We start from the raw sequence: 17,747 nt of genomic DNA, 5'->3' as shown, positions 1-17,747 counted from the left end.
CCCGTTGTTCTTCTGCTGTCAGATGTCGAGCACCGGCAGGATGCCGGGCGAGATGGCGGCGGCGAGTGCGCCGGTGGCGACGAGGTCCGCAGCGGCTGCAAGATCCGGCGCCATATAGCGGTCGTCATCCAGTGACGGCACGGCGACGCGCAACACGGCGGCGGCCTTCTCAAGCTCGGGGCTGGTCTTCAGCGGGCCGCGTAGTTCCACCCCCTGCACGGCGGCAAGCGCCTCGATGCCGAGAATGCCGAACAGGTTTTCCGTCATGCCGAGCAGGCGGCGCGCGCCGTGGCAGGCCATGGAGACATGGTCCTCCTGGTTGGCCGAGGTCGGTGTCGAATCCACCGAGGCCGGGTGCGACATCTGCTTGTTCTCGCTCATCAGCGCGGCGGACGTGACTTCGGCAATCATTAGGCCGGAATTCAGACCCGGCTTCTTGGAAAGAAATGCCGGCAGGCCGTAGGAGAGGGCGGGGTCGACCAGCAGGGCGATGCGGCGCTGGGCGATGGCGCCAATCTCGCAGATGGCCAGCGCCGTCTGATCGGCGGCAAACGCGACGGGTTCGGCGTGAAAGTTACCGCCGGAGACCACTTCGTTGTCGGAGAGGACCAGCGGGTTGTCGGTCACCGCATTGGCCTCGATCTCCAATGTCCGCGCGACCGAGCGGAGAAGGTCGAGGCATGCGCCATCGACCTGCGGCTGGCAGCGGATGCAATACGGGTCCTGCACACGCTCGTCGCCCTCGATATGGCTGGCGCGGATTTCCGAGCCTTCAAGCAGCGTGCGGAGCGCCCCGCCCGCGTCGATCTGGCCCTTGTGGCCGCGCAGCGTGTGGATATCGGGGTGGAAGGGAGCGGACGAACCCATGGCCGCATCGGTCGAGAGCGCACCGGTGACAAGCGCCGTCTGGGCGGCGCGATGAGCACGGAACAGGCCGGCGAGAGCAAGAGCGGTCGAGGTCTGGGTGCCGTTGATCAGCGCCAGCCCCTCCTTTGCCGCCAGCACGACCGGCGCCAGGCCGGCTTTCTTCAAGGCCTCACCGGACGGCATTCGTTCGCCGGCTAAGAAGGATTCGCCTTCGCCCATCATCGCGGCAGCCATATGGGCGAGCGGGGCAAGGTCACCCGAGGCGCCGACCGAGCCTTTTTCGGGAATGACCGGGATGACGCCCTTGTCGAGCATGCCTTCGATCAGGCGGATCAGCTCCAGCCGGACGCCGGAGGCGCCACGGCCAAGCGAGATCAGCTTCAGCGCCATGATCAGCCGCACGACATTTTCCGGCAGGGGGGCTCCCAGTCCGCAGCAATGGGAGAGGATGAGATTGCGCTGCAGGGTGGCGAGGTCTGCCGCATCGATCTTGATCGAGGCCAGCTTTCCGAAACCGGTATTGATGCCATAGACCGGCGCATTGCCGGCCGCGATTTCGGCGATGCGGGCGGCTGCCTTCTCGATGCCGGCGTCGAAGGAGCGGTCGAGTACGGCCGCATCATTGTTCCAGTAGATCGCGGCGAGATCGGAGAGCGGGACGCTGCCGGGATGAAGCGTGATCGTCATGCGGATACCTGCTGACCTCTGAAGATGCGGGAATGGAGTGGATTGAAGCCGATGCGGTAGACGAGTTCGGCAGGGCGCCCGATGTTCCAGAGGGCGAAATCGGCGGACTTGCCGACTTCCAGCGTGCCGGTCTCTTCAAGAAGGCCGAGTGCACGGGCCGCCTCGCGGGTGGCGCCGGCAATGCATTCATCCACCGTCAGGCGGAACAGCGTCGCCGACATGTTCATCGTCAGCAGCAGCGAGGTGAGCGGTGAGGTGCCGGGATTGCAGTCGGTGGCGATCGCCATTTTTACGCCGGCATCGCGCAGCGCGTGGATCGGCGGCTTCTGCGTTTCGTTGATGGCATAGAAGGCGCCGGGCAGGATGACCGCGACCGTCCCGGCCTCGGCCATCGCGGCAGCACCCTGGGCATCGAGATATTCCAGGTGATCGGCTGACAGCGCGCCATAGGAGGCCGCCATCTTGGCGCCGCCGAGGTTCGACAGCTGTTCGGCATGCAGTTTTACGGGAAGCCCGAGCGCCTTGGCATGATCGAAGACGCGGCGCATCTCGTCGACCGAGAACGCGATGCCCTCGCAAAATCCGTCGACGGCATCGATCAGGCCTTCCGCATGGGCCTTTTCCATACCGGGAAGGACCACGTCGGTGATGTAATCGCCGTTGCGGCCCTTGTATTCCACCGGCGTCGCATGGGCGGCGAGATAGGAGGTAACGACGCGGACCGGCCGGACCTTTTCCAGCGCGCGGGCGGCGCGCAGCATGTTGAGTTCACCTTCAATCGACAGGCCGTAGCCCGACTTGATCTCCAGCGTCGAAACGCCCTCGGCCAGCAGCGTATCGACCCTTGGCAGAGCAGCCCGAATCAGTCCTTCGACGGTCAGTGCGTTGGTGGCCTTGACCGAGGAGACGATGCCACCGCCGGCGCGGGCGACTTCCTCATAGGTCGCGCCTTCCAGCCGCATCTCGAATTCCATCGCCCGGTCGCCGCCGAAGACCATGTGGGTGTGGCAATCGATCAGGCCAGGCGTGATGACACGGCCTTCGCAGTCGACGATTTCGGCCTCTCCCGACAGCGAGAGCGGCAGATCCTGCCAGCGGCCGACAAAGGCGATCCGCCCGTCGCGCACGGCAATCGCCGCGTCCTCGATCAGGCCGAGCCCGGGCAGGTTCTCGTCGAGCGTTGCTATCCTGGCATTGCGCCAGATCTGCGTTGCATCAGCCATTGCGCTCCCTCATATGCGTCTTGTGAATGGCCTTGTTGCCCGTTATGTATATACTTAATGATCGACGAGGCAAGCCGGTCTGTGAGATAAAAGGGGAATGCCGTGGATGTGATTTTTGCCGACTATGCTCTTGTGGGCGACGAGATCAGGGCGAATGTCCGAATTTCCATCGCCGAGGGCCGCCTCGGATCAGTCGAGGTCGGTGCCCAGCCGCAAGCCGGTGACGAGCGCCACGCCTTCGTCCTGCCCGGCATGCCGAACCTTCACAGCCATACATTCCAGCGTGCCATTGCCGGCCTTGCCGAAACCCGAGGTCCCGGCGCCGACAGTTTCTGGAGCTGGCGCACGGTCATGTACCAGTTCGGCCTGTCGATGAACCCAGACCAGCTGGAAGCAATCGCCGCCCAGGCCTTCATGGAAATGGTCGAACAGGGCTTTTCCCGCGTCGGCGAGTTTCATTACCTGCATCACGATCGCGACGGCTCGCTCTATGCCAATCCGGCGGAACATCTGGATCGGGTCGCCGCCGCCGCCGGCGCGACGGGCATCGGGCTCACCATGCTGCCCGTCTTCTATGCCCATTCTGGCTTCGGCGGCTTAGCTCCAGCGGATGGCCAGCGGCGCTTCATCCACGATCTCGATCAGTTCGCCCGGTTGATGGAGCGCGGTACCGAGATCACCCGCGAACTGCCGGGCTCCAATCTCGGCCTCGCCCCCCACAGCCTGCGCGCCGTGACGCCGGAAGAGCTGTCGGCTCTGACGACAATGACCACGGGACCGATCCATATCCATGTCGCCGAACAGGTGAAGGAAGTCGAGGATTGCATCGCCTGGTCCGGCGTCCGGCCGGTCGAATGGCTGCTTGATCATGCGCTGGTCAATGGCCGCTGGTGCCTCGTCCACGCCACCCATGTGACAGAAAACGAAGTCACGGCGATGGCAAATTCCGGCGCGATCGCCGGTCTCTGCCCGGTCACCGAGGCCAATCTCGGCGACGGCATCTTCCCCGCATCCTCATTCATCGCCCAGGGTGGCCGTTACGGCGTCGGTTCGGATTCCAACGTCTCGATCTCGCTCCGTGAAGAGCTGCAGATTCTCGAATATTCGCAGCGCCTCGCCGAACGTTCCCGCAATGTCATCGCGGCACCCGGCCAATCCACCGGCGTTTCGCTCTTCACCAAGGCGCTTGTTGGCGGCGCTCAGGCGCTGCAGTCCGAATCCGGTATCGTCTCGGGCGCCCCCGCAGACCTGTTCTCGCTCGACCTGTCGAACGTTCCGTGGTCGGCAAAACATATGATCGATCAATGGATTTTCGGCGCGGGCATCGGCATCGACTGCGCCTGGGTGCGGGGCCGCAAGCTCGTCTCCGGCGGCCGGCATGTCGGACGTGACGAGATTTCGGCGCGGTTCCGGACGGTCGTCTCGGATCTGATGGCGGCCGGCTAAGCTTGTCAGCTGGTCTCGGCGGCGATGACCTGAAACGGTTCGCCGTCGGCCGTTTCCTGCTGCATGCCTTCGATCGAGCCTCGAATCCGGCTCTTGCCCACTTCGATGACATGGCGCATCGCCGACATCGCCTTGGCCGGATCGCGCGAGGCAATGGCATGGACGATGCGCAGGTGATTGGTGGCGACCTCGTCGATCGTTTCCGGCGATGAGGCCGGAGACGAGAGCTGGAAGGAAATCGCCAGAGCCGCCTCGATCAGTGCGCTGGCCGAGCGCATGAACGGGTTGCCGGACATTCGGGCGATGGCAAGATGGAACTCCAGATCGACCTGCGCCACCGTCTCCGGCGTGTGCTTCAGATCGTCGAAGCGGGCGGCGATTGCGTAGAGCGCGACGATGTCGTCGCTCGTGGCGCGCACAGCCGCTGCCGCCGCCGCTGCCGGCTCGAGCGCCAGTCGGATTTCGGCCAGGTGCTCGATGAAGTCGTAGTCGAGCCCCGATTGAAAGCGCCAGCTGAGCACATCCGAATCAAAGAAGTTCCAGCTGTCGCGCGGCAGCACGCGCGTGCCGACCTTGGCCTTGGCCTCGATCAGGCGCTTCGCCGACAGTGTCTTCATAGCCTCGCGCAGGACGGTGCGCGACACGCCAAAACGGGCCGAAAGTTCAGCATCTCCGGGCAGAAGCGAGCCTTCCGGGATCTTGCCGGAGACGATGCCGCGTCCAAGCTCCGCCACCACATGTGCGTGGTTGCCGCGTCGCTTCCGGCCGCTGATCGCCGTTTCCAGAAGACCCAAAATCACACCTCTTTCAATTGCCTGACCGCAAGTTGGCGGTTTGAATACCAGATGATTGTGCGCTGCAACACGATGAATACGAATAACAGGATGCCGATGACGATTTTCGTCCACCAGGACGACAGGGTGCCGTCGAAGACGATGTAGGTCTGGATCAGTCCCTGCAGCAGGATGCCGACGAAGGTTCCCGCGATCAGCCCGACGCCGCCGGTCAGAAGCGTCCCGCCGATGACGACCGCCGCGATCGCATCGAGCTCCACGCCGACCGTCGCCAGCGAATAACCCGACGAGGTGTAGAGCGTGTAGACGATGCCGGCGAGGCCCGACAGGAAGCCCGACAGCGCATAGATGCGGATCGTCGTGGAGCCGACCGGAACGCCCATCAGCTCGGCCGACTGGATATTGCCGCCGATCGCATAGACATTGGCGCCGAACCTCGTGCGCGAGGCGATGAAGATGCCGGCGATGAAGACGGCGAGCATGATCATGGCCAGCAGCGTCAGGCGCCCGCCGCCGGGAAAGCGGATGTAGAAGCCCATCATCGCGTCGATGAATTCATGGGTGATCGGCACGGATTCCGTCGAGACCAGATAGGCCGCGCCTCTGGCCAAGAACATGCCGGCCAGCGTCACCACGAAGGGCGGGATCAGCAGATAGCGGATCATCGCGCCCATCAGGCAGCCGAACAGGGTGGAGATGACGAGGGCTGCGATGAAGGCGGTCAGCGGGTGAACGCCGAAGGAGCCGACCATGACGGCGACGAAGACGCTGGTAAAGGCGATCACCGAGCCGACCGACAGGTCGATGCCGCTCGACAGGATGACGAAGGTCATGCCGACCGCGGCGATACCGAGGAACGCGTTGTCGGTGAGCAGATTGCCGATCACCCGCGTCGACAGCATGTTGGGAAACTGCAGCACGCAGAGGGCGTAGGCGATCACGAAGATGGCCAGCGTGGTGATGAAGGGAAGGTTGCGGGCGTGGATCATCGGGTCGCCTCCTTCGTGCCGTGCGTCAGCGTCTCCCGCCGCCGCGAGAATTTCATGAAGCCGAGCAGGGTCATGACCGCGGGCGACTGCAGCGTCAGCACGATGATGATGATGCCGGCCTTGATGATGAGGTTGAATTCCGGCGGGAAGCCCGAGACGAGAATGCCGGTGTTGATCGACTGGATGATCAAGGCGCCGATCAGCGAGGCGGTGATCGAGAAACGCCCGCCATTCAGCGACGTGCCGCCGACGACGACGGCCAGGATCGCGTCGAGCTCCAGCCACAGGCCGGCATTGTTGGCGTCTGCGCCACGGATGTCGGCGGTGACGATCATGCCGGCGATCGCGGCGCAGAGGCCGGAAATGGCGTAAGCCGCGAAGATCAGGAAGCGGGCGCGCACGCCGGCAAGGCTTGCCGCGCGGCGGTTGATGCCGGTTGCCTCGATGAGGAAGCCGAGGGCGGTGCGGCGCATGAGAAGGCCGACGATCAGTGCCGTTCCGAGCCACAGGTAGATTGGGATCGGGATGCCGGCGAATGCGCCGGATCCGAGGGCGGAGAACGTGTCGTCGTTGAAGGTCAGGATCACGCCCTCGGTGATCAGCTGGGCGATGCCGCGGCCCGCGACCATCAGGATCAGTGTCGCAATGATCGGCTGGATGTCGAGGATCGCCACCAGAACGCCGTTCCACAGGCCGCAGGCGATGCCGACGCCGAGCGAGATCGCGATTACGACCGGCAGCGAATAGCCTTCGGTGATCAGGCTTGCGGCGACGGCGCCGCAGATGGCGATGACGGCGCCGATCGAGAGATCTATGCCGCGGGTCGCGATCACCAGCGTCATGCCGACGGTCAGCAGTGCCACGGGTGCGGCGCGCACGAGAATGTCGATGAGGCTGCCATAGAGGCGGCCGTTCTGGACCGAGACGGTCAGGAACCCCGGTGCGACGAGGCTGATGACGCCGAGGATGATGGCGAGCGCGATGAGCTGCGGGGCGAGACGGCGCAGGCGTCGGGTGATCACATGCATCAGGCCGCCTCCGTCCTGCCGGTGCCGGCAATCGCTTCGATGATGGCATCCGTCGTCAGCTGGCTGCCGGAAAGCTCCGCCACATGGCGGCGGTCGGACAGGACGACGACACGGTGCGCGACGGCGGTCAGTTCTTCGAGTTCGGACGAAATGACAATGAGCGACATGCCTTCGGAACAGAGCCTTTCGATCATTTTCAGGATTTCCGCATGGGCGCCGATATCGATCCCGCGGGTCGGTTCGTCGAGGATCAGCAGCCGCGGCTCGGTGACCAGCCAGCGGGCGAGGATCGCCTTCTGCTGGTTGCCGCCGGAAAGAAACTTGATCGGCCGCTCGCGGTCCGCCGGGCGGATGTCGAGCGACTTGATGAAGGCGTCGGCCAGTTCGCGCTTCTGCGCCGACGAGATCGGCCGCATCCAGCCGCGGCTCGCCTGTAGCGCCAGCACGATGTTGTCCGCCACCGAAAGATCGCCGACGATACCGTCGGTCTTGCGCTCTTCCGGGCAGAAACCGAAGCCGCTGGCGATCGCGGCCTCCGGCGATGAGATATTCGCCTGTGCGCCGTCTATCGTGGCCGTGCCGCTATCGGCGCGGTCTATGCCGAAGAGCAGGAATGCGGTCTCGGTGCGGCCCGAACCGAGAAGGCCGGCGACGCCGACGACTTCGCCCGGCCTGATATCCAGATCGAAAGGCGCGACGCTGCCCTTCTTGCCGTAGTTCTGGAAGCGGATCGACGGCGCGCCGCGCTCGTCGACCGTCTCAGGTTCGGCCTGGTGCTCACGGGTGATGTGCTGCAGCTCGCGACCGAGCATCATCGAGATCAGTTCGAGCCTCGGCAGCTCGGACAGTGCGCGGCTGCCGACAAGGCGACCATTGCGCAGCACGGTGACGCGGTCGGCTATCTCGTAAACCTGGTCGAGGAAATGGGTGATGATGACGATGCCGAGACCTTCCTCACGCAACTGGCGCAGAACGGAAAACAGGCCCTTCACCTCATTGGCATCAAGGCTTGCGGTCGGTTCGTCGAGTACCAGCACCTTGCCGGAAAGATCGACGGCGCGGGCAATCGCGATAAGCTGCCGGATGGCGACCGAATAGGAGGCGAGCAGCGCGTCGACGTCGATATTCAGCCCGTATCGTGCCAACAGCGCCTTCGACTGTTCGCGCATGGCGCGGCGGTCGATCATACCGAAACGGCGGGGCTGGCGACCGAGAAACAGGTTTTCGGCGACGGTGAGATTTTCGAGGAGATTGACCTCCTGGTAAACGGTGCCGATGCCGAGCGCCTGGGCTTGGCCGACATCCTCGGGGGAAACCTCGTTCCCGTCCAGCGCAATCGTGCCCCTGTCGCGGCGATAGACCCCGGTCAGGATCTTGATCAGCGTCGATTTTCCCGCGCCATTCTCGCCGAGCAGCGCATGGATTTCACCCCTGCCGAGCGTGAAGTCCACCTCGTCGAGCGCTGGTATGCCGAAGAAGGATTTGCCGATCCCCCGGGCTTCCAGAAGAGCGTGTTGTGCTGACATGTCTCCGTCCCGCATGCTTGGGGAGCCGAAGCGGGATAAACCGCTTCGGCAATTTGCGATGTCCGGCCTTGATCGGCCGGACCGCGGGAAAGATCAGTAGCCGAGGCCCTTCTTGGCTTCGTAGACCTTCATCGGATCGTCAGCCTGCGTATAGAGCTTGGACTCGGTCTGGATCCACTTCTTCGGCTCCTTCTTGTCCTTCAGATACGCGTCCAGCGCATCGAAGGCCGGGCCCGCCATGTTCGGCGTCAGTTCGACGGTCGCATTGGCTTCGCCCTTTGCCATGGCCTGGAAGATATCAGGCACGGCGTCGATCGAGACGACCTTGATGTCTGTCCCCGGCTTCAGCCCGGCTTCCTTGATGGCCTGGATGGCGCCGACGGCCATGTCGTCGTTATGGGCGTAAACGGCACAGATATCCTTGCCGCCGCCTTCCGCCTTGATGAAGCTTTCCATGACTTCCTTACCCTTGGTGCGGGTGAAGTCGCCGGTCTGCGAGCGGACGATCTTGATGTTGGTGGCAGCCTTGATGCCTTCCTCAAAGCCCTTCTTGCGGTTGATGGCCGGAGAAGAGCCGGTCGTGCCCTGAAGCTCGACCACCTTGCAGTCCTTGGAGCCGACTTCCTTGGCCAGCCATTCGCCGGCAACCTTGCCTTCGAAGACCTGGTCGGAGGTCACGGCAGTCAGATAGAGGTCCTTCGGGGATTCGATCTCGCGGTCGAGAAGAATGACCGGGATGTTTTCCTCCTTGGCTTCCTTCAGAACCGCATCCCAGCCGGTGGCGACCACCGGTGCGATCAGGATCGCGTCGACGCCCTGGGCAATGAAGCCACGGATCGCCTTGATCTGGTTCTCCTGCTTCTGCTGGGCATCGGCGAATTTCAGCGTGACGCCACGCTTTTCGGCCTCCTGCTTGGTCACGGTCGTTTCGGCCGCACGCCAGCCGGATTCAGATCCGATCTGCGAGAAGCCAACTGTCAGTGATTGTGCGGAAACGCCTGAAGAAAGTGTCGCGAAAATAGCGGCAGCAGCTGCCGCGACGAGAGCTTTTTTCATCTTAATCCTCCCAGAGATGATGAAGCAAACTGGCGAGGCAAGGATTCGCATATAATAATACTTTTTCAAGCCCAATTTTGGCGTGTGGCGAAAAAATCCTCGCGAATTACGAATATGCTAATGAAATGAGCTAGAATTGGTGCTTGTTCGCGCAAAGATTCATCACCGCTGATTTACCTTTACGGAAAAAGACATTCTTGACAGTAGCGTCGAAAATCCAATAGTCGTATTTTTCAATTGCATCGGATCCTGCGGTCTGATGGGAGGAGACATGGCCTGTGGAGGCGCCATGTCAGTTCAGACAAATTGGATGACGATATCGATGCTGAGAATTCTGCAGATTGCTGATGATGCGGGCGCGATCAAGGTTGTGGCATGGGCTGGCGAAGGCGCCGGCCATGTCGTCAACGGCGTTTCCTCGACCTATGAGCTGGCGACGCAGGCGATTGCTGCCGGCCGCAGCCTTGCCGCACAAGTCGATACGCTTGGCCGCGGCGCAGAAGTCGATGTAGAAACCGCAGCCCGCGAAGGACGCATCGGCCTGCCGATTTCCCATCCCGATCCGGCCCATTTTGTCGTCGCCGGTACCGGCCTGACGCATCTCGGTTCCGCCGATGGCCGCGACAAGATGCACAAGGCCGCTCAGGCCGAAGACAAGCCGACCGATTCCATGCGCATGTTCTTGCTCGGCGTTGAAGGCGGCAAGCCTAAGCCCGGCCAAGTCGGTGCGCAGCCTGAATGGTTCTTCAAGGGCAATGGTTCGCAGCTCAAGTCCACCGGCGCCGAACTCGTGTCCCCATCCTTCGCGCTCGATGGCGGCGAAGAACCGGAACTCGCCGGCATCTATCTGATCGGCCCTGACGGCAATCCGCACCGCGTCGGCTTCTGTCTCGCCAACGAGTTTTCCGACCATGTGACGGAGAAGGGCAACTATCTGTGGCTTGCCCATTCCAAGCTGCGTGAGGCCGCGCTCGGCCCGGAACTGCTGGTCGGTGATCTGCCGGACCACGTCGAAGGCACGTCGCGCATCCGCCGCGGCAACGATGTGATCTTCGAAAAGCCGTTCCTGTCGGGCGAAGCGAACATGTCGCACACGATCGCCAATCTCGAATATCATAACTTCAAGTACGACATTTTCCGCGAGCCGGGTGACCTGCATGTCCACTTCTTCGGCACGGCGACCCTTTCCGTCTCGCATGGGATCAAGACCGAGGCCGGCGATGTCTTCGAAATCGATGCAGCACCGTTCAAGCTGCCGCTGGTGAATACGCTCGCGGTTGCTGCTGAACGTCCCGTGACCATCAAGAAGCTCTGAGGCGACCATGTCAGCCATCCGCCTCGCTATCGTCGGTTTGGGCAAGATCGCAAGGGATCAGCATCTCGGCGCGATCGAAGCGACCGACGGGATCGATCTCGTCGCTGTCGCCAGCCGCAATGCCGAGCTTGCCGGCGTGCACTGTTTCCACGACATCGCTGATCTGCTTGCCTCGGATGTCGAGATCGACGCCGTGTCTCTCTGCACACCGCCGCAGGGCCGTTTCGAACAGGCCACGGCTGCGCTCGATGCCGGCAAGCATGTCATGCTGGAAAAGCCGCCGGGCGCGACGCTGTCGGAAGTCTTCGCACTGGAGCAGCTGGCGAAGTCCAAGGGGCTGACGCTGTTTTCCACTTGGCATTCCCGTGCGGCTGCAGCCGTCGAGCCTGCGCGTGCTTTGCTTGCCAAGCGCAGGATCAGGACCGCCTCCGTCGAATGGAAGGAAGACGTCCGCCACTGGCATCCGGGCCAGGCCTGGATATGGGAGCCGGGCGGTCTCGGCGTGTTCGATCCGGGCATCAATGCGCTCTCCATCGTCACCCGCATCATGCCGGAAAAGTTCCATCTCACCCGCTCCGACCTGACCTTCCCGGCCAATCGCGCAGCACCGATCGCGGCCAGCCTGACTTTCGAAACGGCGTCCGGCCTGCCGATCGCTGCCGAATTCGACTGGCGCCAGACCGGCCCGCAGACCTGGGATATCCGCGTCGAGACCGACGAGGGTTCCGTTGTGCTTACCCATGGCGGCAGCCGGCTCATCGTCGATGGCGAGGCGCAGATCGTCGAGGAAGACCGCGAGTACCGCAATCTCTACCGGGATTTCGTCGCGCTCGTGAACCAGGGCGCCAGCGACACCGATTTTTCGCCGCTCGTGCATGTGGCCGACGCCTTCCTGCTCGGCCGCCGCATCGAAACTGAAGCATTCGAGGATTGAACAATGGCAGACAACGGCAAGACCCCTTCCACCGAGCTCTCCACCACGGGTGGACGCAAGCTCCGGTCCCGCGCCTGGTTCGACAATCCCGATAACGTCGACATGACAGCGCTCTATCTCGAGCGCTATATGAATTTCGGTCTGAGCCAGGCCGAGCTGCAGTCCGACCGCCCGATCATCGGCATCGCGCAGACCGGTTCGGACCTGTCGCCCTGCAACCGCCACCATCTCGAGCTTGCCAATCGCCTGCGCGAAGGCATTCGTGAAGCCGGCGGCATCGCGATCGAATTCCCGGTCCATCCGATCCAGGAAACCGGCAAGCGCCCGACCGCCGGCCTCGACCGCAACCTCGCCTATCTCGGCCTCGTCGAGGTGCTTTACGGCTATCCGCTCGACGGCGTCGTGCTGACCATCGGCTGCGACAAGACCACGCCGGCCTGTCTTATGGCCGCGGCAACCGTCAACATCCCGTCGATCGCCCTGTCGGTCGGCCCGATGCTGAACGGCTGGTTCCGCGGCGAGCGCACCGGCTCGGGCACGATCGTCTGGAAGGCGCGCGAACTTCTGGCCAAGGGCGAGATCGACTATGCCGGCTTCGTCAAGCTGGTCGCATCGTCGGCGCCTTCCACCGGCTACTGCAACACGATGGGCACGGCGACAACGATGAACTCGCTTGCCGAAGCGCTCGGCATGCAGCTTCCGGGTTCGGCCGCGATTCCGGCGCCATACCGCGACCGCCAGGAAGTCGCTTATCTCACCGGCCTTCGCATCGTCGAAATGGTCAAGGAAGACCTGAAGCCGTCCGACATCCTGACCAAGGACGCCTTCGTCAATGCCATCCGCGTCAACTCGGCGATCGGTGGCTCGACCAATGCGCCGATCCATCTGAATGCGCTTGCCCGCCATATCGGCGTGGAACTGACGGTCGACGACTGGCAGACCTATGGCGAAGAAGTGCCGCTACTCGTCAACCTGCAGCCGGCCGGCGAATATCTGGGTGAAGACTATTACCATGCCGGCGGTGTTCCCGCCGTCGTCAACCAGCTGATGGGCCAAGGCCTGATCAACGAAGACGCGATGACCGTCAACGGCAAGACGATCGGCGACAATTGTCGCGGCGCGATCATCGAGGACGACAAGGTCATCAAGCGTTACGACGAACCGCTGAAGGCGCGTGCCGGTTTCCGCGTTCTGCGCGGCAACCTGTTCTCGTCGGCGATCATGAAGACCAGCGTCATCTCGCCGGAATTCCGCGAGCGCTACCTGTCGAACCCGAACGATCCGGAAGCCTTCGAAGGTAAGGCCGTGGTGTTCGACGGTCCGGAGGATTATCATCACCGCATCGACGATCCGTCGCTCGGCATCGACGAGCATACGGTCCTCTTCATGCGCGGCGCCGGTCCGATCGGTTATCCGGGCGCTGCCGAGGTGGTGAACATGCGCGCGCCCGATTACCTGCTGAAGCGGGGCATCAGCTCGCTCGCCTGCATCGGCGACGGTCGCCAGTCCGGTACGTCCGGCAGCCCGTCGATCCTGAATGCTTCCCCGGAAGCTGCGGCCGGCGGCGGTCTCGCGCTTCTGAAGACCGGCGACCGGGTCCGCATCGACCTTGGCCGCGGCGAGGCGAATATCCTGATCTCGGACGACGAGCTCAATGCTCGCCGCGGGGAGCTGGAGGCCAATGGCGGCTATCATTATCCGAAGCACCAGACGCCCTGGCAGGAAATCCAGCGCGGTATTGTCGGCCAGATGGAGACCGGTGCGGTCCTCGAGCCGGCCGTCAAATACCAGCGCATCGCGCAGACCGAGGGTCTGCCGCGCGACAATCACTGACCCGAAGGGCGCGCGAGGCGCGCCCCAAGGATCGTGAGGGCGGCGAGGAGCCGCCCGATCAACACGGCGGCTCGTTGGGGGCCGGCCTTAACGGAGGAGTACATTATGAAATTATTTAAGACTGTGGCCATGGCTGCAATCATGGCGGGCGTTGCGTTTGCTGCTCCCGCCTTTTCGCAGGACAAGGGTCTCGTCGGCGTTGCCATGCCGACCAAGTCCTCGGCCCGCTGGATTGCCGACGGCGACAACATGATCAAGGTCCTGCAGGAGCGCGGCTACCAGACCGATCTCCAGTACGCAGAAGACGATATTCCGAACCAGCTGTCGCAGATCGAAAACATGATCACCAAGGGCGCCAAGGTGCTCGTGGTCGCCTCGATCGATGGCACGACCCTGTCGGACGTGCTCGCCCAGGCTCATGACGCCGGCATCAAGGTCATCGCTTATGACCGCCTGATCCGCGATACGCCGAATGTTGACTACTACGCCACCTTCGACAACTTCCAGGTCGGCGTCCTGCAGGCAACGACGCTGGTCAAGGCTCTCAAGGCCGATACCGAAGCCGGTCCGTTCAACATCGAACTCTTCGGCGGCTCCCCGGACGACAACAACGCCTACTTCTTCTATGACGGCGCGATGAGCGTTCTGCAGCCGCTGATCGACAAGGGCACCCTCGTCGTCGGTTCCGGCCAGACCGGCATGGACAAGGTCGCCACCCTTCGCTGGGATCCGGCAACCGCCCAGGCCCGCATGGACGCGATCCTCTCCTCGACCTATTCCGACAAGAAGCTGAACGCGGTCCTGTCTCCCTATGACGGCATCTCGATCGGCATTCTCTCGTCGGTCAAGGGCGTCGGCTACGGCTCGGGCGACATGCCGATGCCGTTCGTTTCCGGCCAGGACGCTGAAGTTCCTTCGGTCAAGTCGATCATTGCCGGTGAGCAGTATTCGACCATCTTCAAGGACACCCGCGATCTCGCCAAGGTTACGGTCGACATGGTCGATTCCGTCATGAGCGGCAAGGAGCCTCAGGTCAACGACACCAAGACCTACAACAACGGCGTCAAGGTCGTTCCGTCCTACCTCTTGAAGCCGGTCGCCATCGACAAGACCAATGTCGATCTGCTGGTCAAGAGCGGCTACTACACGGAAGCCCAGATCAAGTAATTCCGAAGGCCGCGCGGCATTCAAGCCGCGCGGCCCATTTTTTATTGGGAGTCGGTCATGCTTGATCCCGTATTATCTGCCGCGGAAAAACCGCCCATTCTCGAAATGCGTGGCATTTCGAAGAGTTTCGGCGCCGTGAAGGCGCTTTCTGATGTCAGCTTTAATGTCCGGGAAGGCGAAATCCACGCGCTTGTCGGTGAAAACGGCGCCGGCAAGTCGACCCTGATGAAGGTCCTGTCGGGCGTTTACCCCTACGGTTCCTATGAGGGATCGATCCTGTTCGACGGGCAGGAACGTCATTTCCGCGATATCAACGATTCCGAAAAGCTCGGCATCATCATCATCCATCAGGAGCTTGCACTCATTCCGCTGATGTCGATCGCCGAGAACATCTTCCTGGCGAATGCCCCGTCCAAATTCGGGGTTATCGATCGCGACGAGCGCTACGTGCGCACCCGCGAGCTTCTGTCCAAGGTCGGTCTCGGCAGCGAAGTGCCGGAAACGCTGATCACCAATCTCGGCGTCGGCAAGCAGCAGCTGGTCGAAATAGCCAAGGCGCTGTCGAAGGATGTGCGCCTCCTGATCCTCGACGAGCCGACAGCGTCGCTCAACGAGACGGACAGCGCCGCACTTCTGGAACTGCTCAAGGAGTTCCGCCGCAACGGCATTACCTCGATCATGATCAGCCACAAGCTGAACGAGATCACCGAAGTCGCCGACCGGATCACCGTCCTGCGCGACGGGCGCACCGTCGGCACGCTCGACTGCCACGAAGGCGCCGTCGACGAGGATGAGATCGTGCGGCGCATGGTCGACCGCGATCTCGAAAGCCGCTACCCGGCCCGTACGCCGAAGATCGGCGACGTGATCTTCGAGGTCGAGAACTGGTCGGTCTACCACCCGCAGCATTCGCACCGCCAGATGGTCAAGAATGTCTCGATGAAGGTGCGCGCCGGCGAGGTCGTCGGCATTTCGGGCCTGATGGGCGCCGGACGCACCGAGTTCGCCATGAGCGTTTTCGGCAGGGCCTATGGCCGCGATATCACCGGCACCGTGAAGATCCACGGCAAGGAAGCCGATACCTCGAACGTCCACCGCGCCATCAAGGCGGGTCTCGCCTATGTCACCGAAGACCGCAAGCAGCTCGGGCTGATCCTTGCCGAAGACATCCGCAAGAACGTCTCGCTCGCGCATCTCGGCGGCGTATCGTCCTCGGGCGTGATCGACGACATCATGGAAATGCGGGTGGCGCAGGAATTCCGCACCCGCATGCGGATCCGCAGCCACAATGTCTATCAGGAAACCGGCAAGCTTTCCGGCGGCAACCAGCAGAAGGTGGTGCTGTCGAAATGGCTGTTCACCGGGCCGGACATCCTGATCTTGGACGAACCGACGCGCGGCATCGATGTCGGCGCGAAATACGAAATCTATTCCATCATCAACGAACTTGCGGATGCCGGTAAGGCCGTCATCGTGATCTCGTCGGAAATGCCCGAGCTCATCGGAACCTGCGACAGGATCATGGTCATGCACGAAGGCGAATTCGTCGGCGAAGTCGCCGGCGAAGAGGCAACGCAGGAAAATATCATGCGCGCCATCATGCGCCGCAAAGGGAGATAATCCATGAGCACTCCACAGGAAGCAGTTGTGGCTCCGAAAGCGGGCACCGGTTTCTGGAAGGAAAATCTTCGCGATTACGGCATGCTGATCTCGCTCGTCGTGATCGTCATCTTCTTCCAGTTCGCCACCGGCGGCATTCTCTTGAGGCCGCTCAACGTCACGAACATCGTGCTGCAGAACGCCTATATCGTCATCATGGCGCTCGGCATGCTGATGGTCATCGTCACCGGCCATATCGACCTTTCCGTCGGATCGGTCGCGGGCTTCATCGGGGGGCTTGCGGGTCTATTGATGGTCAGGTGGGGCATCAACCTGCCGCTCGCCATCCTCGCCTGCCTCGTGGTCGGCGGCATTATCGGCGGCATCCAGGGCTATTTCGTCGCCTATTTCAAGATACCGTCCTTCATCGTGACGCTGGCGGGCATGCTTGTGTTCCGCGGCTTCATGATCGCCATCCTCGGTAGCCAGGCGATCGGCCCCTTCCCGCCGATCTTCCAGAAGCTTTCCTCCGGTTATCTTACCGAACTCATCTCGTCTGAAGGCGGTCTCTACCTGACCTCCTTCGTCGTCGGCCTTATCCTCGCCGTGTTGATGGTCTGGCAGAATTTCCGCAGCCGTGCGCGTCGCGTATCGCATGGCGTCGAGAGCGAACCGATGGGCTTCTTCATCGGCAAGAACGTCGTCGTCTTTGCGGCGATTGCCTATGTCGCCTACCTGATCTCCTCGCATCGCGGCCTGCCGAATGTGATGATCATCATGGCGGTGCTGATCGTCGCCTACGGCTTCTTCACCAACCGCACCATTCTCGGCCGACAGATCTATGCCGTCGGCGGCAACGCCCGCGCGGCGGAACTGTCGGGCATCAAGACGACACGTCTGGTGTTCTGGACCTTCGTCAACATGGGTGTGCTCGCAGCACTTGCCGGTCTCGTCGTTGCGGCCCGCCTGAACAGCGCCACGCCGAAGGCTGGTACGGGCTTCGAGCTCGACGTCATCGCGGCCTGCTTCATCGGCGGCGCATCGGCTTACGGTGGCGTCGGCAAGGTGACGGGTGCCGTCATCGGCGCCTTCCTGATGGGCGTGATGAACAACGGCATGTCGATCCTCGGCATCGGCATCGACTACCAGCAGGTCATCAAGGGCCTCGTGCTGCTCGGCGCCGTCTGCGTCGACGTCTATAACCAGCGTCGCTAGGCACCATATCGATCGAAGACGGAAAGGGGCGCCCTGCGCCCCTTTCGCATTTTTACTTCCGCCGTCGG

At 62.5% G+C, this 17,747-nt stretch carries 14 protein-coding genes; 7 read left to right on the top strand and 7 right to left on the bottom strand.

Going from position 1 to position 17,747, the window contains the following annotated elements:
* Positions 1-18: 18 nt before the first annotated feature.
* A complete protein-coding gene (gene hutH, locus BM216_RS13485) occupies positions 19-1,554 on the bottom strand; it encodes a histidine ammonia-lyase (RefSeq protein ID WP_092999686.1) in 1,536 nt (511 codons plus the stop codon).
* On the bottom strand, positions 1,551-2,777 hold the full coding sequence (gene hutI, locus BM216_RS13480; protein WP_092999685.1) for an imidazolonepropionase: 1,227 nt from the start codon (positions 2,775-2,777) through the stop codon (positions 1,551-1,553). Before hutI ends, hutH begins: the two co-directional genes overlap by 4 nt.
* 102 nt (positions 2,778-2,879) lie before the next feature.
* On the opposite strand from hutI, the gene BM216_RS13475 reads away from it, so the two are divergent.
* Positions 2,880-4,223 carry a formimidoylglutamate deiminase gene (locus BM216_RS13475; RefSeq protein WP_092999684.1) on the top strand — a complete coding sequence of 448 codons (1,344 nt, stop codon included), beginning with the start codon at positions 2,880-2,882 and terminating at the stop codon, positions 4,221-4,223.
* Positions 4,224-4,228: 5 nt separating this feature from the next.
* On the opposite strand, the gene BM216_RS13470 is transcribed toward BM216_RS13475, so the two are convergent.
* The 5 genes from BM216_RS13470 to ytfQ form a co-directional block, all read right to left on the bottom strand.
* Positions 4,229-5,017, bottom strand: a complete 789-nt coding sequence (locus BM216_RS13470) for a FadR/GntR family transcriptional regulator (RefSeq protein WP_092999683.1) — start codon at positions 5,015-5,017, stop codon at positions 4,229-4,231.
* A gap of 2 nt (positions 5,018-5,019) precedes the next feature.
* The gene (gene yjfF / locus BM216_RS13465) at positions 5,020-6,006 is read right to left on the bottom strand and encodes a galactofuranose ABC transporter, permease protein YjfF (protein WP_092999682.1); all 987 of its coding nucleotides are present in this window, start codon (positions 6,004-6,006) and stop codon (positions 5,020-5,022) included.
* Positions 6,003-7,034 (bottom strand): ABC transporter permease, encoded by a 1,032-nt coding sequence (locus tag BM216_RS13460; protein WP_177230776.1) that lies wholly within the window; start codon positions 7,032-7,034, stop codon positions 6,003-6,005. Before BM216_RS13460 ends, yjfF begins: the two co-directional genes overlap by 4 nt.
* On the bottom strand, positions 7,034-8,560 hold the full coding sequence (locus tag BM216_RS13455) for a sugar ABC transporter ATP-binding protein (protein ID WP_092999680.1): 1,527 nt from the start codon (positions 8,558-8,560) through the stop codon (positions 7,034-7,036). The genes BM216_RS13460 and BM216_RS13455 overlap by 1 nt, the downstream gene beginning before the upstream one ends.
* A gap of 93 nt (positions 8,561-8,653) precedes the next feature.
* A complete protein-coding gene (gene ytfQ / locus BM216_RS13450) occupies positions 8,654-9,616 on the bottom strand; it encodes a galactofuranose ABC transporter, galactofuranose-binding protein YtfQ (protein ID WP_092999679.1) in 963 nt (320 codons plus the stop codon).
* Positions 9,617-9,938: 322 nt separating this feature from the next.
* On the opposite strand from ytfQ, the gene araD1 reads away from it, so the two are divergent.
* From araD1 to mmsB, 6 genes are all read left to right on the top strand, one after another.
* Entirely contained in the window at positions 9,939-10,931 is a 993-nt protein-coding gene (araD1, locus tag BM216_RS13445) for an AraD1 family protein (RefSeq protein WP_092999768.1), read from the top strand.
* Positions 10,932-10,938: 7 nt separating this feature from the next.
* On the top strand, positions 10,939-11,865 hold the full coding sequence (locus BM216_RS13440; RefSeq protein WP_092999678.1) for a Gfo/Idh/MocA family protein: 927 nt from the start codon (positions 10,939-10,941) through the stop codon (positions 11,863-11,865).
* Between the two features lie 3 nt (positions 11,866-11,868).
* On the top strand, positions 11,869-13,698 hold the full coding sequence (locus BM216_RS13435; protein WP_092999677.1) for an IlvD/Edd family dehydratase: 1,830 nt from the start codon (positions 11,869-11,871) through the stop codon (positions 13,696-13,698).
* 105 nt (positions 13,699-13,803) lie between these two features.
* The gene (gene chvE / locus BM216_RS13430; protein WP_092999676.1) at positions 13,804-14,865 is read left to right on the top strand and encodes a multiple monosaccharide ABC transporter substrate-binding protein; all 1,062 of its coding nucleotides are present in this window, start codon (positions 13,804-13,806) and stop codon (positions 14,863-14,865) included.
* Between the two features lie 57 nt (positions 14,866-14,922).
* The gene (gene mmsA, locus BM216_RS13425; protein ID WP_092999675.1) at positions 14,923-16,485 is read left to right on the top strand and encodes a multiple monosaccharide ABC transporter ATP-binding protein; all 1,563 of its coding nucleotides are present in this window, start codon (positions 14,923-14,925) and stop codon (positions 16,483-16,485) included.
* Between the two features lie 3 nt (positions 16,486-16,488).
* Positions 16,489-17,679: a multiple monosaccharide ABC transporter permease gene (gene mmsB, locus BM216_RS13420; RefSeq protein ID WP_092999674.1), complete on the top strand. Its 1,191-nt coding sequence runs from the start codon at positions 16,489-16,491 to the stop codon at positions 17,677-17,679.
* Positions 17,680-17,747: the final 68 nt, after the last annotated feature.

Origin of the sequence: Rhizobium sp. NFR07, from assembly GCF_900111905.1 — a bacterium.
Classification (GTDB): domain Bacteria; phylum Pseudomonadota; class Alphaproteobacteria; order Rhizobiales; family Rhizobiaceae; genus Neorhizobium.
The sequence above is the reverse complement of the archived record's forward strand: the minus strand, read 5'-3'. Positions and strand labels throughout refer to the sequence as shown.